At 70.6% G+C, this 16,493-nt stretch carries 15 protein-coding genes and 1 tRNA gene; 9 read left to right on the top strand and 7 right to left on the bottom strand.

Going from position 1 to position 16,493, the window contains the following annotated elements:
• Positions 1–84: 84 nt before the first annotated feature.
• The gene (gene ppk1, locus WDJ58_RS00710; RefSeq protein WP_338915703.1) at positions 85–2,643 is read right to left on the bottom strand and encodes a polyphosphate kinase 1; all 2,559 of its coding nucleotides are present in this window, start codon (positions 2,641–2,643) and stop codon (positions 85–87) included.
• Between the two features lie 297 nt (positions 2,644–2,940).
• Between ppk1 and mutS the strand changes: the two genes are divergently transcribed.
• A complete protein-coding gene (gene mutS, locus WDJ58_RS00705; protein ID WP_338915702.1) occupies positions 2,941–5,676 on the top strand; it encodes a DNA mismatch repair protein MutS in 2,736 nt (911 codons plus the stop codon).
• A gap of 19 nt (positions 5,677–5,695) precedes the next feature.
• On the opposite strand, the gene nucS is transcribed toward mutS, so the two are convergent.
• The 3 genes from nucS to WDJ58_RS00690 form a co-directional block, all read right to left on the bottom strand.
• The gene (nucS, locus tag WDJ58_RS00700; RefSeq protein ID WP_338917899.1) at positions 5,696–6,412 is read right to left on the bottom strand and encodes an endonuclease NucS; all 717 of its coding nucleotides are present in this window, start codon (positions 6,410–6,412) and stop codon (positions 5,696–5,698) included.
• Between the two features lie 138 nt (positions 6,413–6,550).
• On the bottom strand, positions 6,551–7,027 hold the full coding sequence (locus WDJ58_RS00695) for a DUF6735 family protein (protein ID WP_338915701.1): 477 nt from the start codon (positions 7,025–7,027) through the stop codon (positions 6,551–6,553).
• A gap of 210 nt (positions 7,028–7,237) precedes the next feature.
• The gene (locus tag WDJ58_RS00690; protein ID WP_338915700.1) at positions 7,238–7,546 is read right to left on the bottom strand and encodes a translation initiation factor; all 309 of its coding nucleotides are present in this window, start codon (positions 7,544–7,546) and stop codon (positions 7,238–7,240) included.
• Positions 7,547–7,905: 359 nt separating this feature from the next.
• On the opposite strand from WDJ58_RS00690, the gene WDJ58_RS00685 reads away from it, so the two are divergent.
• Positions 7,906–8,862, top strand: coding sequence for an NAD-dependent epimerase/dehydratase family protein (locus WDJ58_RS00685; RefSeq protein WP_338915699.1), 957 nt, complete (start codon positions 7,906–7,908; stop codon positions 8,860–8,862).
• A gap of 122 nt (positions 8,863–8,984) precedes the next feature.
• Positions 8,985–10,103 (top strand): glycosyltransferase, encoded by a 1,119-nt coding sequence (locus tag WDJ58_RS00680; protein WP_338915698.1) that lies wholly within the window; start codon positions 8,985–8,987, stop codon positions 10,101–10,103.
• On the opposite strand, the gene WDJ58_RS00675 is transcribed toward WDJ58_RS00680, so the two are convergent.
• On the bottom strand, positions 10,067–11,542 hold the full coding sequence (locus WDJ58_RS00675) for a sugar transferase (RefSeq protein ID WP_338915697.1): 1,476 nt from the start codon (positions 11,540–11,542) through the stop codon (positions 10,067–10,069). The genes WDJ58_RS00680 and WDJ58_RS00675 overlap by 37 nt on opposite strands.
• Positions 11,543–11,732: 190 nt before the next feature.
• On the opposite strand from WDJ58_RS00675, the gene trmY reads away from it, so the two are divergent.
• Positions 11,733–12,320: a tRNA (pseudouridine(54)-N(1))-methyltransferase TrmY gene (trmY, locus tag WDJ58_RS00670; RefSeq protein ID WP_338915696.1), complete on the top strand. Its 588-nt coding sequence runs from the start codon at positions 11,733–11,735 to the stop codon at positions 12,318–12,320.
• A gap of 72 nt (positions 12,321–12,392) precedes the next feature.
• Here trmY and WDJ58_RS00665 read toward each other — a convergent pair whose 3' ends face one another.
• Positions 12,393–13,052: a hypothetical protein gene (locus WDJ58_RS00665; RefSeq protein ID WP_338915695.1), complete on the bottom strand. Its 660-nt coding sequence runs from the start codon at positions 13,050–13,052 to the stop codon at positions 12,393–12,395.
• Positions 13,053–13,245: 193 nt separating this feature from the next.
• Here WDJ58_RS00665 and WDJ58_RS00660 point away from each other — a divergent pair, with 193 nt between their 5' ends.
• Together WDJ58_RS00660 and WDJ58_RS00655 are read left to right on the top strand one after the other, a co-directional pair.
• A complete protein-coding gene (locus WDJ58_RS00660; RefSeq protein WP_338915694.1) occupies positions 13,246–13,716 on the top strand; it encodes a hypothetical protein in 471 nt (156 codons plus the stop codon).
• Between the two features lie 48 nt (positions 13,717–13,764).
• Positions 13,765–13,837: transfer RNA gene (locus tag WDJ58_RS00655), tRNA-Pro, on the top strand.
• 238 nt (positions 13,838–14,075) lie between these two features.
• Here the strand turns inward: WDJ58_RS00655 and WDJ58_RS00650 are convergent.
• Positions 14,076–14,270, bottom strand: a complete 195-nt coding sequence (locus WDJ58_RS00650) for a hypothetical protein (protein ID WP_338915693.1) — start codon at positions 14,268–14,270, stop codon at positions 14,076–14,078.
• Between the two features lie 168 nt (positions 14,271–14,438).
• On the opposite strand from WDJ58_RS00650, the gene WDJ58_RS00645 reads away from it, so the two are divergent.
• From WDJ58_RS00645 to WDJ58_RS00635, 3 genes are all read left to right on the top strand, one after another.
• The gene (locus tag WDJ58_RS00645) at positions 14,439–15,161 is read left to right on the top strand and encodes a hypothetical protein (protein WP_338915692.1); all 723 of its coding nucleotides are present in this window, start codon (positions 14,439–14,441) and stop codon (positions 15,159–15,161) included.
• 134 nt (positions 15,162–15,295) lie between these two features.
• Positions 15,296–15,463 (top strand): hypothetical protein, encoded by a 168-nt coding sequence (locus WDJ58_RS00640; RefSeq protein ID WP_338915691.1) that lies wholly within the window; start codon positions 15,296–15,298, stop codon positions 15,461–15,463.
• A 288-nt stretch (positions 15,464–15,751) separates the two neighbouring features.
• Positions 15,752–16,465, top strand: coding sequence for a DUF502 domain-containing protein (locus tag WDJ58_RS00635; protein ID WP_338915689.1), 714 nt, complete (start codon positions 15,752–15,754; stop codon positions 16,463–16,465).
• The last annotated feature ends 28 nt before the right edge of the window (positions 16,466–16,493 follow it).

Genomic DNA, 16,493 nt, shown 5'->3' with positions numbered 1-16,493 from the left:
GCCCCTGGGAGGCCGTGTGAGGGCATAACCGTTGTGCGATCCGGAGATACCCACGAACCGGTGTGGCCGCACGCGGGTCCCGGATCAGCCGTAGAGCTCCTCGAGCGCGTCGGCCGCGCCGGCGACGGACTCGTAGTAGCGCCGGTCGCCGTCGGGGGTCCGGACCGCGAACTCGTACCGGTCGCTGTCGGGGACGTACCAGCGGTCGGGGTGCGTTCCGAAGGCCGCCGGGAGGTCACAGTCGGTCGAATCGTCCCGTTCGTCCCGTTCGTCCCGTTCGTCCACCGTCCGGACGGGGGCCCCCTCGCCGTCGGTCGCGGTCGTCGGTTCGCCGTCGCCCCGGGCCGGGACCGTCCCCCCGTCGCCGTCGCGCTCGCCGGGATCAGGATCGGAGTCCCCGTTCGACGGGGTCGGGGGCGGAGCCGGCTCCTCGACGGATTCGACGAGTAGCTCCCGCCCCACGGCGGGGTGTTCGGGGACGATGCCGGTCGGCCAGCCGTCGCGCTCGACCGCCTCCCGGGTGCGGTCCATCAGGACCGCCTGGGTGTCGACGACCGATTCGCCCTCCCCGGGCCTCCGCTGTGTGTACGACCCGTCGGGGTGCATCACCCAGCGCCGCCGGTTGTCCGCGAGGATCAGTTCGAGGTTGAACCGGAGCTGTTCGCGGATCGATGGGTCCTCGACGGGCGCGACGGCCTCGACGCGGTTGTCGAGGTTGCGCGTCATCCAGTCCGCGCTCCCCAGGTAGTACTCGGGGTCGCCGCCGTTCTCGAAGTAGAAGATCCGGGAGTGTTCGAGGAACTGCCCGACGACGCTGTGGACGGTGACGTTCTCGCTCACGCCCTCCAGACCGGGTCGGAGCCGGCAGATGTCCCGGACGATCAGGTCGATCTCGACGCCGGCCATCGACGCCCGGTAGAGCTCCTCGACCATGCCGGGATCCTCCAGTCCGTTGACCTTCACGACGATGCGCGCGCGCTCGTCGTTCCGGGCGTGTTCGGCCTCCCGGCGGACGAACCGGGTGAGTTCGGGCCGCATCGTCACCGGCGAGATGAGCAGTTTGCCGAACTGCTCGTCGAGCGACGGCCCGGTGAAGTAGTTGAACACGCGGGTGAGGTCGCGGCCGATCTCGCGGTCGGCCGTCAGCAGCCCGAGGTCGACGTACCCCTTCGCGGTCTCGGAGTGGTAGTTCCCGGTGCCGACGTGCGAGTAGAGCTGTACGCCGTCGGGCTCGTCCCGGACCACGAGGGCGGTCTTGGTGTGGGTCTTCAGGCCGACGGTCCCGTAGGCGACGTGGATGCCGTTCTCCTCCAGCGTCCGCACCCAGTCGAGGTTGTTCTCCTCGTCGAAGCGGGCCTTCAGCTCGACCATCACCGCCACCTGCTTGCCGTTCTCGGCGGCGTCGATGAGCGACTGGATGACCGTCGAGTCGCTCGCCGTGCGGTAGATAGCCGCCTTGATCGCCAGCACGTCCGGGTCGGCGGCGGCCTCGTCGAGGAATCGCTGGACGGTCTCGTCGAACGAGTGGTAGGGGTGGTGGAGCAGGACGTCGTCGCGGCGTATCTCCTCGAAGAGGTCGCGGGGCTCCTCCTCGCTCGCGCCGGCGATCGGCCCACTCTCGTCGTGCCGTAGACGCGGGTGGGGCTGTGGCGTCCACGGGTCGTTCTTCAGCTCCGGGTGGTCGAGTTCCGCCAGCTCCATGAACGGCCGGTAGTCGAGCGGACCCGCCCGCCGGTAGACCTCCCGCTCGTCGAGTTCGAGCTGGTCCATCAGCAGCGAGAGGACCGCCTCGGGCATCCCGTCGGTCACCTCGAGCCGGACGACGGTGGCGAACCGGCGCTGTTCGAGCACCTCCTCGATCATGTCGATGAGGTCCTCGGCGACCTCCTCGTGCCGGCGGACCTCGGCGTTCCGGGTGAGCCGGAACAGCGACGTGTTCACGACGTCGACGTTCGGGAACAGCAGGTCGAGGTTGTCCCGGATGACTTCCTCGATGAGGACGTACCGCGACTCCCCGAGTTCCACGAGCCGTGGCCGGTTCTGCGGTATCTTCACCCGGGTGAACGTCGGCTCCTCCTCGCCGGGCTGGCGGGTCAGCACCGCCAGCGAGAGCGAGAGGTTCGAGATGAACGGGAACGGGTGGGCGGGATCGAACGCGAGCGGCGTCAGCGTCGGCAACACCGACTCCTCGAAGTACTCGCGCATCCGCGAGCGCTCGTCCTCGCGGAGGTCGGCCGCGTCGTCGACCACCTCGATTCCGGCGTCGTCGAGCAGGCCGTGGACTCTCTCCCGGTAGCACTCCGTCTGTGCCTCGAACATCGGCCGGGCCGTCCCGAGCACCTCCTCCCACTGCTCGCGGGGGGTCCGGCCGTCGGCCGTCCGATCGGTCACGTCGGCCTCTATCTGCTGTTTCAGCCCGCCGACGCGCTTCATGAAGAACTCGTCCATGTTCTTCGTGAAGATCGAGAGGAAACGCACCCGTTCGAGCAGCGGGTTCCGGTCGTCGAGCGCCTCGTGGAGCACCCGGTCCTGGAAGGCGAGTTCGGAGAGTTCGCGGTTCAGGTAGTACGTCGGGTCCGAGAGGTCCACGTCGGTGGCGGGCGGGTCGAGTTCGAGGCCCCTCGGATCGTCACTGCTACCCATCGGGGGGCTCCGTCTCCTTCCTCGTCACGTACGTCATCGGTATCTACGTCAGAGCGGGCCCCGCACAATAACGGCTTTGCCTGTACGATGGATCTCCGATCATAGAGGTACGTACTGATCCGTAGAATAAGTAGAAGAACGGCCGTTTCGGTAGCCACCGTGTCCCCGTCCGTCCGGTCCGTAGAGCGACTTCGGCAGGTCGGTAGACGTGAGCGAACCGCGCACACTTCCCGGGGGACGAGGTGTCACCGCCCGGCGACCGAGGGGTATTTGCCCGCCGAGGCGCACTCGGAAGGCATGGACGGGGACGCGGCGCTGGGTCCGCCGGCGGCGATGGCCGGCGAGCTGACGCCGATGCTGCGACAGTACCGCGACCTCTGTGCGCGGTACGACGACTCGCTCGTGCTGTTTCAGGTCGGGGATTTCTACGAAGCCTTTTGCGACGCTGCGAAACTGGTCGCCCGGCTCTGTGAGATAACGCTCACGAAGCGCGAGGACTCGACGGGGACCTACCCCATGGCGGGGGTGCCGGTCGACAGCGCCGAGTCGTACATCGAGACGCTGCTCGACGCGGGCTACCGGGTGGCCGTCGCCGACCAGGTCGAGGATCCCGAGGAGGTGACGGGGCCGGTCGAGCGAGCGGTAACGAGGGTGGTCACGCCGGGGACGCTCACCGAAGTCGAACTCCTGGGTGGAGCGGACAACAACTTCGTTGCCGCACTGGCGCGGGAGCCGGACGCGGCCGAGCGCGAGGAGCGAGCCTACGGGCTGGCGATGCTCGACGTCTCGACCGGCGATTTCTACGCCACCGGCCTGCCAGACCTCGAAGCGGTCCGCGACGAGGTCGGGCGGTTCGGCCCCGCCGAGGCCGTGGTGAGCCCCGAAGTAGGCGAAGGCGTCGAGGTGTTCGACGCCGACTGCATGGTCACCCCCTACGACCCCGACGCCTTCGAGCCCGGGCGGGCCGAGGAGACGGTCGCGTCGTACTTCGGACCCCCGGGGACGCTTCTCGCCTCGACGGCGGAGGTGCGGGCCTGCGGGGCGCTGCTCGCCTACGCCGAGTACGCCCGTGGGGTCAGCGCGGACCGGAGGTCCGCGGGACGTTCGAGCGGGGAGCAACGCGACCCGCGAGAAGCGAACGAGGACGGCGAGGACCCCGGGCGGCTCGACTACCTCAACCACCTGACGCGGTACGACCCTCGCGAGCACATGCTGCTGGACGCCGTCGCGGTGCGGTCGCTCGAACTGTTCGAGCCGCGGTCGGTCCACGGGGCCGCGGGCACCGCGCTCGTGGACGTGGTCGACGAGACGGCGTGTGCGATGGGCCGCCGAAAACTCCACGACTGGCTCCGGCGTCCCCTGCTCGACGCCGAGGAGGCGGCCACCCGCCACGAGGCCGTCGACGAACTCGTTCACAGTGTCGCCGCCCGCGAGAATCTCCACGACCGGCTGGCCGACGTCTACGACCTCGAACGGCTCGTCGCGCGGGTCTCCCGCGCCCGGGCGAACGCCCGCGACCTCCGCTCGCTCCACGACACCCTCGCGACCCTCCCGGACCTCCGGAGCTCCCTCGACGGGGCCGAATCCGACCGCCTGCGCGAACTCCACGGACGGCTCGACCCCCTCGCCGACGTCCGCGAGGCCATCGACGAGGCCGTCGCCGAGGACCCGCCCATCGAACTCACCGAGGGCGGCGTACTCCGCGAGGGGTACGACGAACGGCTGGACGAACTCCGCGCGACCGAGCGGGAGGGGAAGGCCTGGATCGACTCGCTCCAGGCCGAGGAGCGCGAGCGGACCGGCGTCGGCTCGCTGAAGGTCGGCCACAACCAGGTCCACGGCTACTACATCGAGGTGACGGACCCGAACCTCGACGCGGTACCGGAGGAGTACCAGCGCCGACAGACGCTGAAGAACGCCGAGCGGTTCGTCACGCCCGAGCTGAAGGAGCGCGAGGACGAGATCGTCCGCGCGGAGGGCCGGGCCGACGACCTGGAGTACGAGCTGTTCCGCGAGGTCCGCGCGTCGGTCGCGGAGGAGACCGAGCGGATCCAGCGGGTCGCGCGTGCGGTGGCCGAACTCGACGCGCTCGTCTCGTTCGCGGAGGTCGCCGCGGGCCACGGCTACTGCCGACCCGAGATGGGCGGGGACGCCATCGAGATACGCCGGGGGCGACACCCGGTCGTCGAGCGAACGGAGGAGTCGTTCGTCCCGAACGATACGAGCCTCGATAGAGAGGCGCCGCTCGCGGTCATCACGGGACCAAACATGAGCGGGAAGTCGACGTACATGCGCCAGGTCGCGCTCTCCTGTGTTCTCGCCCAGGCCGGGTCGTTCGTCCCCGCCGAGTCCGCTCGTCTGCCGGTTATCGACCGGGTGTTCACCCGCGTCGGTGCGAGCGACGACATCGCGGGCGGGCGCTCGACGTTCATGGTCGAGATGACCGAACTCGCGGACATCCTCGCCGGAGCCACGTCCGAGTCGCTCGTCCTCCTCGACGAGGTCGGCCGGGGGACCTCCACGGCCGACGGGTTCGCCATCGCCCGCGCGGTCACGGAGCACCTCCACGACGAGGTGGGCGCGTTCACCCTGTTCGCGACCCACCACCACGACCTGACGGCCGTGGCCGAGTCGCTCCCGCGGGCGCGGAACTGGCACTTCGAGGGGACCCGCGACGGGGAGGGCGTGACCTTCGACCACGAGGTACGCGAGGGGGCCGCCACGGCCTCCTACGGGGTGGACGTCGCCCGGATGGCCGGCGTCCCCGATCCCGTCGTCGAGCGGGCCCGGGATCTCATCGGGGACGGTCCCGACGAGCGGACGAACGGGCACGCGGCCCCGGCGAACGGTGTGGATGGTGAGACCCACGCGGACGGCACGAACGGATCCGACGTCGTCGACGGAGAGCGAGGCCGGGTCCCCACAGAACTCCTCGAAGCAATCGAGAGCGTGGACGTCGGGAGCACGACACCCCTCGAAGCGCTGAACACGCTCGCGGAACTGAAGCGGCTGGCCGGGGAGACGGACGACTGAGCGCCGACCGACCGCGTCGCTACTCCCCGACCCCGCTCTCGGGCCCCAGCGCGACGAACTCCAGGCCCTGCTCGGCGAGGAGCCGTCTGGCCCGGTCGGTCATGGAGGGCGAGACGAGTATCCCGCGAACCTCGGTGTCGGCGTGGAGTTCGCGTCGGAGCGCCTCGACGTAGCGGGTGAGCTGGCCCACCGCGTCCGGCCCGACCCGCCGGCGCTTCAGTTCGAGGACGACCACGCGGCCGCGCTCGTCCTCGCCGTAGACGTCGACCGCGCCGGCGGCGGTATCCCGTTCGGTGGCGAGCGGCGTGAACCCCGGCTCGACGAGGTCGGGGTCCTCGAGTATCCGCTCGCGGAGGTCCGCTTCAGTCCCCGAGAGGGCGAACGTCCCCTCGTCACGGGCGTCGAACGCGGCGACGTGACCGACCGACTCGAACTCGACGAGGAGTTCCTCGCTGGGGGTCGTCCGCTCCGAACGGAGACGGAGGTGGCCCTCTCCCACCGAAATCTCGTGGGTGCAACCGGGTGGTTGCCAGTTGACGGGTTGCTGGCCCTCCTCGGTGTGGACGAGGACGCTCCCGTCGGGCTTGACCATGAGGTGGCGGTCGCCCGGGCCGAGCGTGGAGGCGGCGCGGCCGTCGTACTCGACCGTACAGCGGCCGAAGACGGTGACGAGCGACTCCCGTGCCAGCGCGTCGGCGAGGAACGCCCGCGCCGTCTCGACGCCCGGGCCGACCAGCGTCGAGACGCCAGGGGCCGTCCCGTCCGGTTCCGGCGGGTCGACGGCGCGCTCGTCTCCGGCGTCCCGGGCGTTCGCGTCGGTGTCGGCGTCTGTCACTGTCGGAGGCGTAGCCGGCGCGTGGACAAAAGCCCCCCGTCACCGACCGACGACGTGGACGGTCCGCCCCTCCGAGGCCAACCCCTCGGCCTCCGCACGGAGGCGGTCGACGCCGATCGCATCGTCGAATCCCTGGTCGATCGCCTCTGCGAGCGCCGCCCGGAACCCCCGGACCCACCCGTGAAGGTACACCCCGTCGAGGGTCCCCCGAGATTCGATCAGCGCGCCGCCGGCGGCCGTCGCGTCCGGCAGCCCGAACGGGAGGGCGACGAACGTCGTCGTCCCGTACGAGGCGTCGACGACGACGAGCGCCTCGTGCCGGCCGAACTCGACGCGCTCGGAGAGTTCCTCGCGGGGGACGCCCCGTATCGTGGGCGAGGGATCGACCGGCGTTCCCCGACCGCCGAACGGGGTCCGCGCGGTGAGTCGCGCTCCCAGACCCTCGGTCCACCGCGCCGCGTGGCAGTCGTAGTCGCCGTCGGGTCGCTCGTAGGCGACGAGCGCACGGTCGCTCACGCGCCGGAACCGTCCGTCACTGTCGGACGTTCACGCGGAGTGGAGGGTCGGACCGCGGGGCTGGCGAATCGAGCAGACCGTCGGGGGGTGGGCTCAACCGCCGGGTGCGTCTCGGACATGGCCGGGCAGGTCTGGTCCCGCTCTCCTACTTGAACGTACGGGGGATCTCGTCAGAGTAGAGAACGCGTCGAACGTCTCATCGGGTAGGTCTCAGGCGACGTCGAAGCCGCGCTCGCGGAGAAGGCCGGGCATCCGGCCGGCGTGGTCGCCCTGCACCTCGATGGTCCCGTCGCGGACGGTGCCACCGGCACCGACCTCGCGCTTGAGGTCGGAGGCCAGTTCCTTCAGGTCACCCTTGTCGGTGAGGTCGGGGTCGAACCCTGAGACGAGCGTCATGGGCTTGCCGTATCGGCGTGACTCGACCCGGACGCTGAGTCGCTGCTGGCTGCGCGCGAAGTCCTCGTCGATGCCCAGTTCGTCGGGCAGGCCTGCGATGTCGCTGAGTGTGTCCTTTGCCACACCCGACCTACGAGACGAGGATACTTAAGATGTATCCGTTACTGATACCGGTCGGCATTCGATCCGAAACTGATCCGGCGATTCCGAGCGGCGTCCTCGGGTGGCGACGGCCACCGGGAGCCGGCTTCTCGCTCGTCGACGACGGCGACCGGTGACTTCCGTCGGTGGTGGCCGAGGGCGGTGGCTACGTCCGGATCACCTGCCGCGGATCGTCGATCACGGCGGGAGCTCCACCCGCCGTGCGTGTCGACTCACCGACGGACGGCCGCTCCGTCCGGGGGACTCCGGAACGCACTTGCCCCCGCCCCCGTTCGTGCGGGTATGCACGGGTACGGCCACACCGGGCGAGGTGAGGGCGGGTGACCCACGTCGCGGTCACCGGGGCTGCGGGGTACATCGGGAGCCGCGTCGTGGGGGAGCTCCGGGAGGCACACCCCGACTGGGAGCTGACCGCCGTCGACAACTTCTACCTCGGGGCGGTCCGCGAGATCGACGACGTCACCGTCGAGCACGTGGACGTGCGGAACCGCGACCGGCTTGAGGACGCGCTCTCGGGGGTAGACGTCGTCCTGCACCTCGCGGCCATCTCCGGGGTCGACGACTGTGCGGACCACCCCGACCTCTCCTACGAGGTGAACGTCTGCGGGACGAACAACGTGGCCTGGTTCTGCCGGAAGACCGGCGCGGCCATGGCGTTCCCCTACTCGATGGCCGTCCTCGGCGACCCGGCGTCGTTCCCCATCACGGTGGGGATGGAGCGTGACCCGCTGAACTGGTACGGTCGGACGAAGGTGCTCGGCGAGCGAGCCATCGAGACGATGGCCGAGGGGGCGTTCCCCGCCACCCTGTTCATGATCTCGAACCTCTACGGCTCACACGAGGTCGACGGCCGGACCGTCTCGAAGGGGACGGTCATCAACTTCTTCGTGAATCGGGCGCTCGCGGGCGAGCCGCTCACGGTCTACGAGCCGGGGACGCAGGCCCGCAACTTCGTCCACGTCAGGGACGTCGCCAGCGGGTTCGTCCGGGCGACGGCGGAACTGGTCGAGCGCCGGGCGGCCGACGAGACCGGTACCGTGCGGTACGAACTGGCCAGCGACGAGGACCCGAGCGTGATGGCGGTCGCCGAGACGGTCCAGCGGCTCGCCCGCGAGGAGCGCGGGATCGACCCCGAGATGAGGCTCGTCGAGAACCCGCGGGCGGGCGAGACGTTCGTCGAGGAGTTCGGCGTCGACACGTCGCGTATCCGCGAGGAACTCGGCTGGAAGCCACGGGAATCGGTCGAGGCGACGATCCGGGAGCTTCTCCGGGCGTGAGCCCGACGACGTAGCCCGTTCACCCACTCCGTCGCCCGGCCGTCCTCGCCGCGATCGGCGGGCCGAACGTCTACCGAGCCTCACGGAAACGATTTGACCTCCGACCGCGGACCTCCCGTCGAATGGACGTCCTGCAGGTGAACAAGCTCTACGACGCCGTGGGTGGCGTCGAGGCGGTCGTCCACGCCCTCGCCGAGGGGCTGAGCGACCGACACGGGATGGGGGTGCTCGCGGCGAGGGCCGACGGTCGCTCCGGGCGGGTGAACGGGGTCGACGTGACCGGCGTCCGATCGTTCGGCGAGGTGCTGTCGGTCCCGATCGCGCCCGGCTTCCCGTCGGCGCTGGCGCGCGAGGCCCCGCGGGTCGACCTCCTCCACTACCACCTGCCCAACCCGCTGGGGGTGATCGCTCACCTGCTCGTTCGCCCGTCGACCCCGTACGTCGTCACCTACCACAGCGACATCGTCAGACAGGCCCGGACCGGGCGGCTCTATCGGCCGCTCCAGCGTCGGTTCCTCGGGGGAGCCGAGCGGGTCGTCGCCACGTCGCCGCGGCTGCTGACCCACTCGGACACCCTGACCGATCCCGGGATCGAGACGACGGTCGTCCCGCTCTCGGTCGACCTCGACGATCCTGCGTACGGGGGTTCTCCCGACCCCGATCGGGGCGACGATCCACCGAGGGTGCTCGCGGTCGGCCGGCTGAACTACTACAAGGGGATCGAGCACCTCGTCGACGCGATGGCCGACCTCGACGCCCGGGGGATCTCCGCACGGCTCGTCGTCGTCGGCGACGGGCCCCGACGGGCTGCGCTCGAACGTCGAACCCGTGAGCTGGGTGTCGCGGACCGGATCTCCTTCGAGGGGAGCGTCGACGACGGGACGCTCCACGAGGAGTACCGACGCGCCGACGTCTTCGTCCTCCCCTCGGTCGAGCGCAGCGAGGCGTTCGGCATCGTCCAGATCGAGGCCATGGCCCACCGACTCCCCGTCGTGAACACCGACCTCCCCTCGGGGGTGCCGTGGGTCAGCCCCGACGGCGAGACCGGCGTCACCGTCCCGCCGGGCGACGCCGGGGCGCTCGCCGACGCGCTGGCGGGGCTGCTCGCCGATCCCGACCGTCGGCGTCGGCTCGGCGGGAACGGTCGCGATCGTGTCGAGCGCCTGTTCACGCGCGATCGGATGCTCGACGACTACGACGGACTCTACCGGTCGGTGGCGTCCTCGACGAGGAGCCGGTAGGCGTCGGCCGCGACCTGCCACAGCTGCCGGAGCAGTATCCGGAGGTCGAACCCGAGCGACTGCCGTCGGATGTACTCGACGTCGTAGCGGAGTTTTACTTCGGGGGCGAACGCGGTGACGCCACGGACCTGCGCGAGCCCGGTGAGGCCCGGCTTGACGAACCAGCGCCGCCGCCAGTCCGGGGCCGCTCGCTCCATGTCCGTGTCGAGCTCCGGGCGCTCGGGGCGGGGGCCGACGACGCTCATCTCCCCCCGGAGCACCGACCAGAGCTGTGGAAGTTCGTCGAGGTGGGTCCGGCGGATGATCCGCCCGACTCGCGTCACCCGGGGGTCGACCCCACCGGCGTCCTCCTCGCTCAGCTTCGCTCCCCGATCCTCGGCGTCGACGGCCATGCTCCGGAACTTCCGTACCCGGAAGGTTCCGCCGAACGCGGCCGTCCGTTCCTGGCCGTAGAGGACGGGTCCGCCGTCCTCGAGTCGCACGGCGAGGGCGACCGCGAGCATCACGGGGGCGAGTGCGACGAGCACGCCGGCGGCGAAGATCACGTCGAATGCCCGCTTCAGGAGTCGATTCACGGGGTCCCACGGCTCGACGTCGATGTCGACGAGCGACCCGACCGCGGGTCCGTCCGTGAGGACCGCGTCGGCGTGGTCGGAGTGGGCCTTCGCGACGACGCCGCTCGCGTGGCAGGCTTCGAGCGTCCCGAAGAACTCCGCCCGGTCCGGCCGGGTGAACGCGAGGACCGCGACGTCGACGTCGTACTCGACGAACACCTCCTCGAGGCGCGAGAGGCCGCCGAGGCAGGCTACCCCGTCCAGCGATACGGCGTCGGGTCCGGCGGGTGACCCGTCCCGGTTCCCGAGCACGCCCTCCTGGACACCGCCGTCCGGTAGCGGTCCGTGGTCGGGCGCGCGGGGTGCCGGCCCGGACGGGGAGACGTACCCGAGGATCGGGGCGTCGGTCGTCCGGACGACCGCCCCGATGGCCCCCGGGTCGTCGCCGACGATCACCGCCCGTTCGGCGGTACCGTCGGTCGACCGCCGGAGCGAGAGGAACCACGCCGGCGCGAGCACGAGGAGTATCCCGGAGGTGAGGACCAGCGTGAGCCGCGGGAGCCGGTAGGTGTAGTCGAAGTAGCCGACGGCGGCGAGCGCCACCGTCGCGAGCAGGACACGTCGCCCGGCGAGCGCGACCGTATCGAGCGGCCGCCGGGGACGGGGGACGTACAGCGGCAGGAACGCGAGGAGGACGACCGCGAGCGTCGTCGCGGCCTGGAGGGCGAACTCCGATCCGGCGGGATCGACCGGGAGGCGGCCGACGACGGGGAGGCCGACGGCGAACGACTGGACGGGCCGGGCGCTACCCACCCGTACTGCGAGCGCGGTCGTGACGGCCACCCCCGCGACGCTTGCCGCGCGATATCGACGGCCGGTCTGCACGGTTCCCCTCGGACCGATCCGGTCGAGAAGGGCCGGACGGTATCGAGACGTGAACCGTCCCTCTTACCGGTCACGGTCGGTCAACGGCCGATCCAAGTACCCCGCCGTCCGATGCCCGGACGGACATGGAGACACAGGCTCCGACCGGACCGGGGACGCTCACGAACGGGCCGCCCGCGGGGGTGTCACGGTGAGGCGGTTCGTCGTGGTCGGCCACGAGGCACCCCTCGACGCGGAGTTCTCGCTCGACGACCTCCCCGGGGCCGGCCGACTGGACGTGCTCTGTCGGTGCGTGACGAGCGCGCTCCTCACCTCGCACGGGATCCGCGAGGACGCGACCGTCTCGCTCGTGCTCGGCGGCTCGTACACCGTGCGGTTCGACGGAAGCGAGGTACGGCGGCTCAACCCCGACGAGCGGTCGACGGGAGCCCGTATCCGCGACGCGCTAGCCGCGAGGGACGGGGCGATCGGGGCTATGGAGGCCGAACCCTCCCCGGGGGTCTACGTCGGTCGACGGGGGCTCGGGGCGACGCTCGACCGGCTCGACGGGACGGTCGTAGAACTCCACGAGGACGGCGATCCGGTCGTCGACGCCGACCCGCCCGACGACGCGGTCTTCGTGCTCTCGGACCACCGGGACTTCACCGACGAGGAGGCCGAACTGCTCGCCGAGCGGGCCGACGAGCGGGTGACGCTCGGTCCCGAGCGGCTCCACGCAGACCAGGCGATCACCGTCGCGCACAACTGGCTCGACACCGAGGGGTTCACGCGATACTGATCGGGCTATCGATCCGTGGTGCTCGTGCTCGACCGCTGACGACGACTGGTGAACGGCACGGACCGGGACCGGTCAGAGCCGCTCCGGTACGGGGGGGCGGCCCGAGCCGTCGGCGAACACGTGGACGACCCGGCGGGCGGCCACGCCGAGGACGAACCCGACGGCGGCCAGCGGGAGTCCGACGGCCACCGCGAACAGCGCCGCGACGCCGACCGCCTCGGGGAGCGACACGACGGCCGTGCCGGTCCCCCGCTCGACGGTCGTCCCGTAGCGGGTGACCGCCGCGCCGAAGACGGGTCCGGCGACGAGCATCGTCGTCGGGACGAGCCCGGAGTTGACCCCGGCGCTGACAGCCGCGAGTGCCACGAGCGCCGCGGCCCCCGCCAGGACGAACGCGCGGGGATCGGTACCAGCCCAGGTCCCCTCTACCCACCGGAGGAGCGTCTCGAAGCCGAGGTCGCCGACCCACCAGGCCGCCCCGACGGCGAGCACGAGGCCGGACAGCGCCACGGCGAGCGACACCTCCGCCCGGCGGCCGAGCAGGGCGGTCCGGACGGGGCCCACGAGGGCCCGCCGGACGGGGCCGCCGAGCAGGTCGCGAATCCCGGCGGCGGTGCCCGCGGCGAGCGACCGGAGGCCCACGACCAGTCGCCGAACCCGCGCGGCGACCGCAGCGAGCGTGGCCGACACCGCGGCCACGGCGGCGTGGATGGGGGTATCGGTGGAGGGCATCACAGCGGGGAATCGTCCCGTCGACCTCTCGTCAGTTCCGGTGACTCAAATCCGGAGTTGACCCTGCCCCGGCGGTCGGACCGGGCCGGGCGGCCGTTCGTGTCCGAACCGGTGTGGTCAGATAGCTACGGTGACACCGACCGGTGACGGGGGTGCCAGAACACCTATATGAACCTGTCGACGATATCGAGGCATGAATCGGGTGGTGGTGGTGGGGATACTGCTGTGGGCGATCGCGCTGGGGACGTCGGGGGTGGCCGTGGCCGGGACGGTCGCACCCGACACGGTCGAGTCGACGGCGACGGACGTGACGCGGACGGTCGAGGAGGGGGTGGTCACGATCGTCGGGTTCGGCGGCGACGTCCGGGTCAGGATGAGCAACGAGAGCGTCTCCGCGCGGGCCCGAACGGGCGAGACGACGGTCGGCCTGGAGGGGATTGGAACGGAGAACGCCTCGGGGTCGCTCTCGTCACCGGCGCTCGGGGACAGCGCGGACCCGATCCGGACCGGGGTCTGTGCGGCCGGGCTCGACGGCCCGGACTCGCCGCTCGGTATCACGGTCGACGAGGACGCCGAGCGGGCCTCGTTCGAGTTCAGAGGGTACCGGGAGCCCGAACCCCGCGAGGTGTCCGCCGAGGAGGTCGTCGCCTCCTGTGCCGGGTAGGGGTCGTTCCGCAACCATTAAACGGACCTGGAGCCTCGTGGGTGATGCGGGCCGGTGGGGTAGCTTGGCATCCTTCGGCCTTCGGGTGGCCGTAACCGCAGTTCAAATCTGCGCCGGCCCATTTTCACCCCACTTCGCGACGACGAGCGGCAGCCAGGCGTCCGTAGCGGGTGGGAAATGAACGCCAAGCAGGTTTGAGCAGGGAGGACACGCGCAACGACGTGAGCACGTCCGTCTGTGTTCGAACTCCGCGCCGGCCCACCTACCCACGAGTAGCGTGGTCCGGGCGACGTGTCAGAAGCGGAGATCCGAGCGCATGGTGACTCACAGCGCGACCGCTTCGATTCACTCAGATCGTCCTAACACTGCTCCCCCATGTCTCGCCAGTCGAGGGTGTCGTGTAGCGCGACCTCGATCTCGAACCCGCAGATCGAGCAGTAGAACGTTCCGCGCCGGTGTCCGGGCTGGAACTCGGTCTCCTCGTCGTGGTCGGGACACCGCACTCTGATACCCCGTTCGGGGCCGTCGGGCCGTTCTATCTCGTAGGTGGTCATGGTCGGGTGTTCGCGCCGCGTCGTCCACCAGTCGACGACCGCCGCGCGTACTTATCGTTTGCTCCGAGCCGGGGTGTTCCGCACCGACTGCGGTCGAATACGGGATCGCGAGACGAGCCGAAACCCGCGGACGGTGGGGTTATGCCCGTCGACCACCTCGTTCGGACGATGGGTCTGGAGTTCGACGTGGCCGACGCCGACGCGGTGACCGAGCGCCGCGAGGAGGTACTGGAGGCGGTCCGCGATCACGCGGGCCGTATCGCCCGGGAACTCGCCGTCCTCGGCGGTGGTGACTACGGCCGGGAGACGTTCCGGACCGACGCGGGCACCTGGACGGTGAAGTACGAGGCCGGCGGGCTGGAGTTCCTCCTGTTCGAGGGACACGGTACCGAGACGTACGTGGTCTCGACCAAGCGGGACCCCGAACCGGACGCGCTGGCGGCGGCGATGGCCGACTACGGGGCGTTCGTCGAGACGTTCGACGAGTACGTCGAGTCGCTCTCGGGCGTCCTCGACGACGTACCGACCGACTTCCCCGAGGTGGCCTCGACCGCCGAGGTGGCGGCCGAGCGCGACCGGGTGCTCTCGGCGATCCGCGAGACGGCCGACGCGATGGCCGGCGAACTCCACCGTTTCGATGGAACGGACTACGGAACCTTCGCCGAGCGGGTCGAGGGGACCCGCTGGGAGCTGAAGTGGGAGGGCGATCGCGCCTCGTACCTCCGCGTCGGCGGCGACGGCGGGACCTACCTCCTCTCGCAGTACGGCCCCCCCTCGGTCCCCGACACCCGCGAGCTCGCGGGGACGTTCCCCGCGTTCGTCGAGGCGTTCAACGAGCACGTCGCCGAGGTGACCGCGGAGGCGACCGGGATCACCTACGACGAACCCTGATACGGTCGGTCGTACTCCCCGGCGGGTGATCTCTCGACCTCGCCTTCCCACCGGTGGCGTCGTCACGACCGGCCGTACGGGCCGGTGGTCGTCGCGGACGAGCGGTTCCGGACTTCGCCCTTCCGGTCGGCTCGGTGAGCGAGACCGACCGCCCGTACTTGCTCCTGGGTCCCGTCGGTCGGGACGGGATGGTGGGACGAGTGGTGCGGAAGGCTGTCGAGTGTCCGAAGCGGACGACGCTCCTGGTCCTGTACGCCCTCGTGGTCGTGCTGTGCGCGTTCGGGCTCGTGGTCGGGCCCTGACCGGTCGACGGGACCCGTCACTCGCGAACGGATACGGGGTGTCTGTAGTAGCGTTTGGAACCGATGACACACTCCGGACGGGGACGTCCCCCCGTCCGTGCGTACAGACTTCCAAACGCTACTATAGCCGGGGCTGGCCTCCGAGCGTCGGGTTCATCGCTCCCGTTCGGGCTCCGTGTGGACGATCCGGAGGAGATCACGACACCACGCGCCGGCCGGCCCGATCCACGACGATGACCTGATCGTCCCCGACCGACAGTATATCCCCGTTCGCCGCTACCGGGCGGCATGGACATCCGGACGGAGTTTCGGAACAGCTTCATCGCGGGGCTGATCCTCGTCGCGCCGCTCGCAGTGACCCTGGTCGTCCTCCAGTTCGTGTTCACCCGGCTCTCGGGGGTGCTGGATCCGATCGTCGAGGAGGCGGGCCTCACGAGCTTCACGGCGAACATCCACCCGCTCGCACAGGTGCTCGCGGTGTTCATCATCGTCGTCGTGGTGACGCTGCTCGGCTTCCTCGCCCAGCGCTCCGGCGGTGAGCGTGCGGTCGACGCCTTCGACCGCCTCGTCTCGCTCGTCCCCCTCGTGAGCGTCGTCTACACGGGCGTCAGGCAGGTCTCGGACGCGCTCACCGAGCGCGACACCCGCTTCCAGCGGGTCGTGCTCGTCGAGTACCCGCGGCTCGGCGTCTACTCGCTCGGGTTCGTCACCGGCGACGGCCCCGACGTGGCCGACGACGTCTCCGGCGAGTCGACGAGCACGGTCATCGTTCCCCACTCGCCGAACCCGACCGTCGGCCACCTCATCGTCGTTCCCGAGTCGACGCTCCACGAGACGGACATCTCCGTCCGCCGGGCGGTCCGGATGCTGGTGACGACGGGGGTCGCCGAGAGCGCGGACGACCTCGAACGGCTCCAGCAGGAGGTCGACGCCCCCATCGTCGCCGGCGGGGGTGGGGCCGCTCCCCCGACACCCGACGCCCGGGCGGGAGACGATCGGTAGCCGTTCTCGTGGGGTCCGAACCACCGCG

Origin of the sequence: Salinirubellus litoreus (genome assembly GCF_037335815.1) — an archaeon.
GTDB lineage: Archaea > Halobacteriota > Halobacteria > Halobacteriales > Haloarculaceae > Salinirubellus > Salinirubellus litoreus.
Note: the sequence above shows the minus strand (reverse complement) of the source record. Positions and strands in the feature narration are given on the sequence as shown.

What these genes read in the sequence shown, in the direction of transcription:
- WDJ58_RS00635 (WP_338915689.1), top strand. Translation starts at nt 15,752, where the DNA reads ATGGACATCCGGACGGAGTTTCGGAACAGCTTCATCGCGGGGCTGATC.
- WDJ58_RS00660 (WP_338915694.1), top strand. Translation starts at nt 13,246, where the DNA reads ATGAATCGGGTGGTGGTGGTGGGGATACTGCTGTGGGCGATCGCGCTG.
- WDJ58_RS00680 (WP_338915698.1), top strand. Translation starts at nt 8,985, where the DNA reads ATGGACGTCCTGCAGGTGAACAAGCTCTACGACGCCGTGGGTGGCGTC.
- WDJ58_RS00650 (WP_338915693.1), bottom strand. Translation starts at nt 14,270, where the DNA reads ATGACCACCTACGAGATAGAACGGCCCGACGGCCCCGAACGGGGTATC.
- ppk1 (WP_338915703.1), bottom strand. Translation starts at nt 2,643, where the DNA reads ATGGGTAGCAGTGACGATCCGAGGGGCCTCGAACTCGACCCGCCCGCC.
- WDJ58_RS00645 (WP_338915692.1), top strand. Translation starts at nt 14,439, where the DNA reads ATGGGTCTGGAGTTCGACGTGGCCGACGCCGACGCGGTGACCGAGCGC.
- WDJ58_RS00665 (WP_338915695.1), bottom strand. Translation starts at nt 13,052, where the DNA reads ATGCCCTCCACCGATACCCCCATCCACGCCGCCGTGGCCGCGGTGTCG.
- mutS (WP_338915702.1), top strand. Translation starts at nt 2,941, where the DNA reads ATGGACGGGGACGCGGCGCTGGGTCCGCCGGCGGCGATGGCCGGCGAG.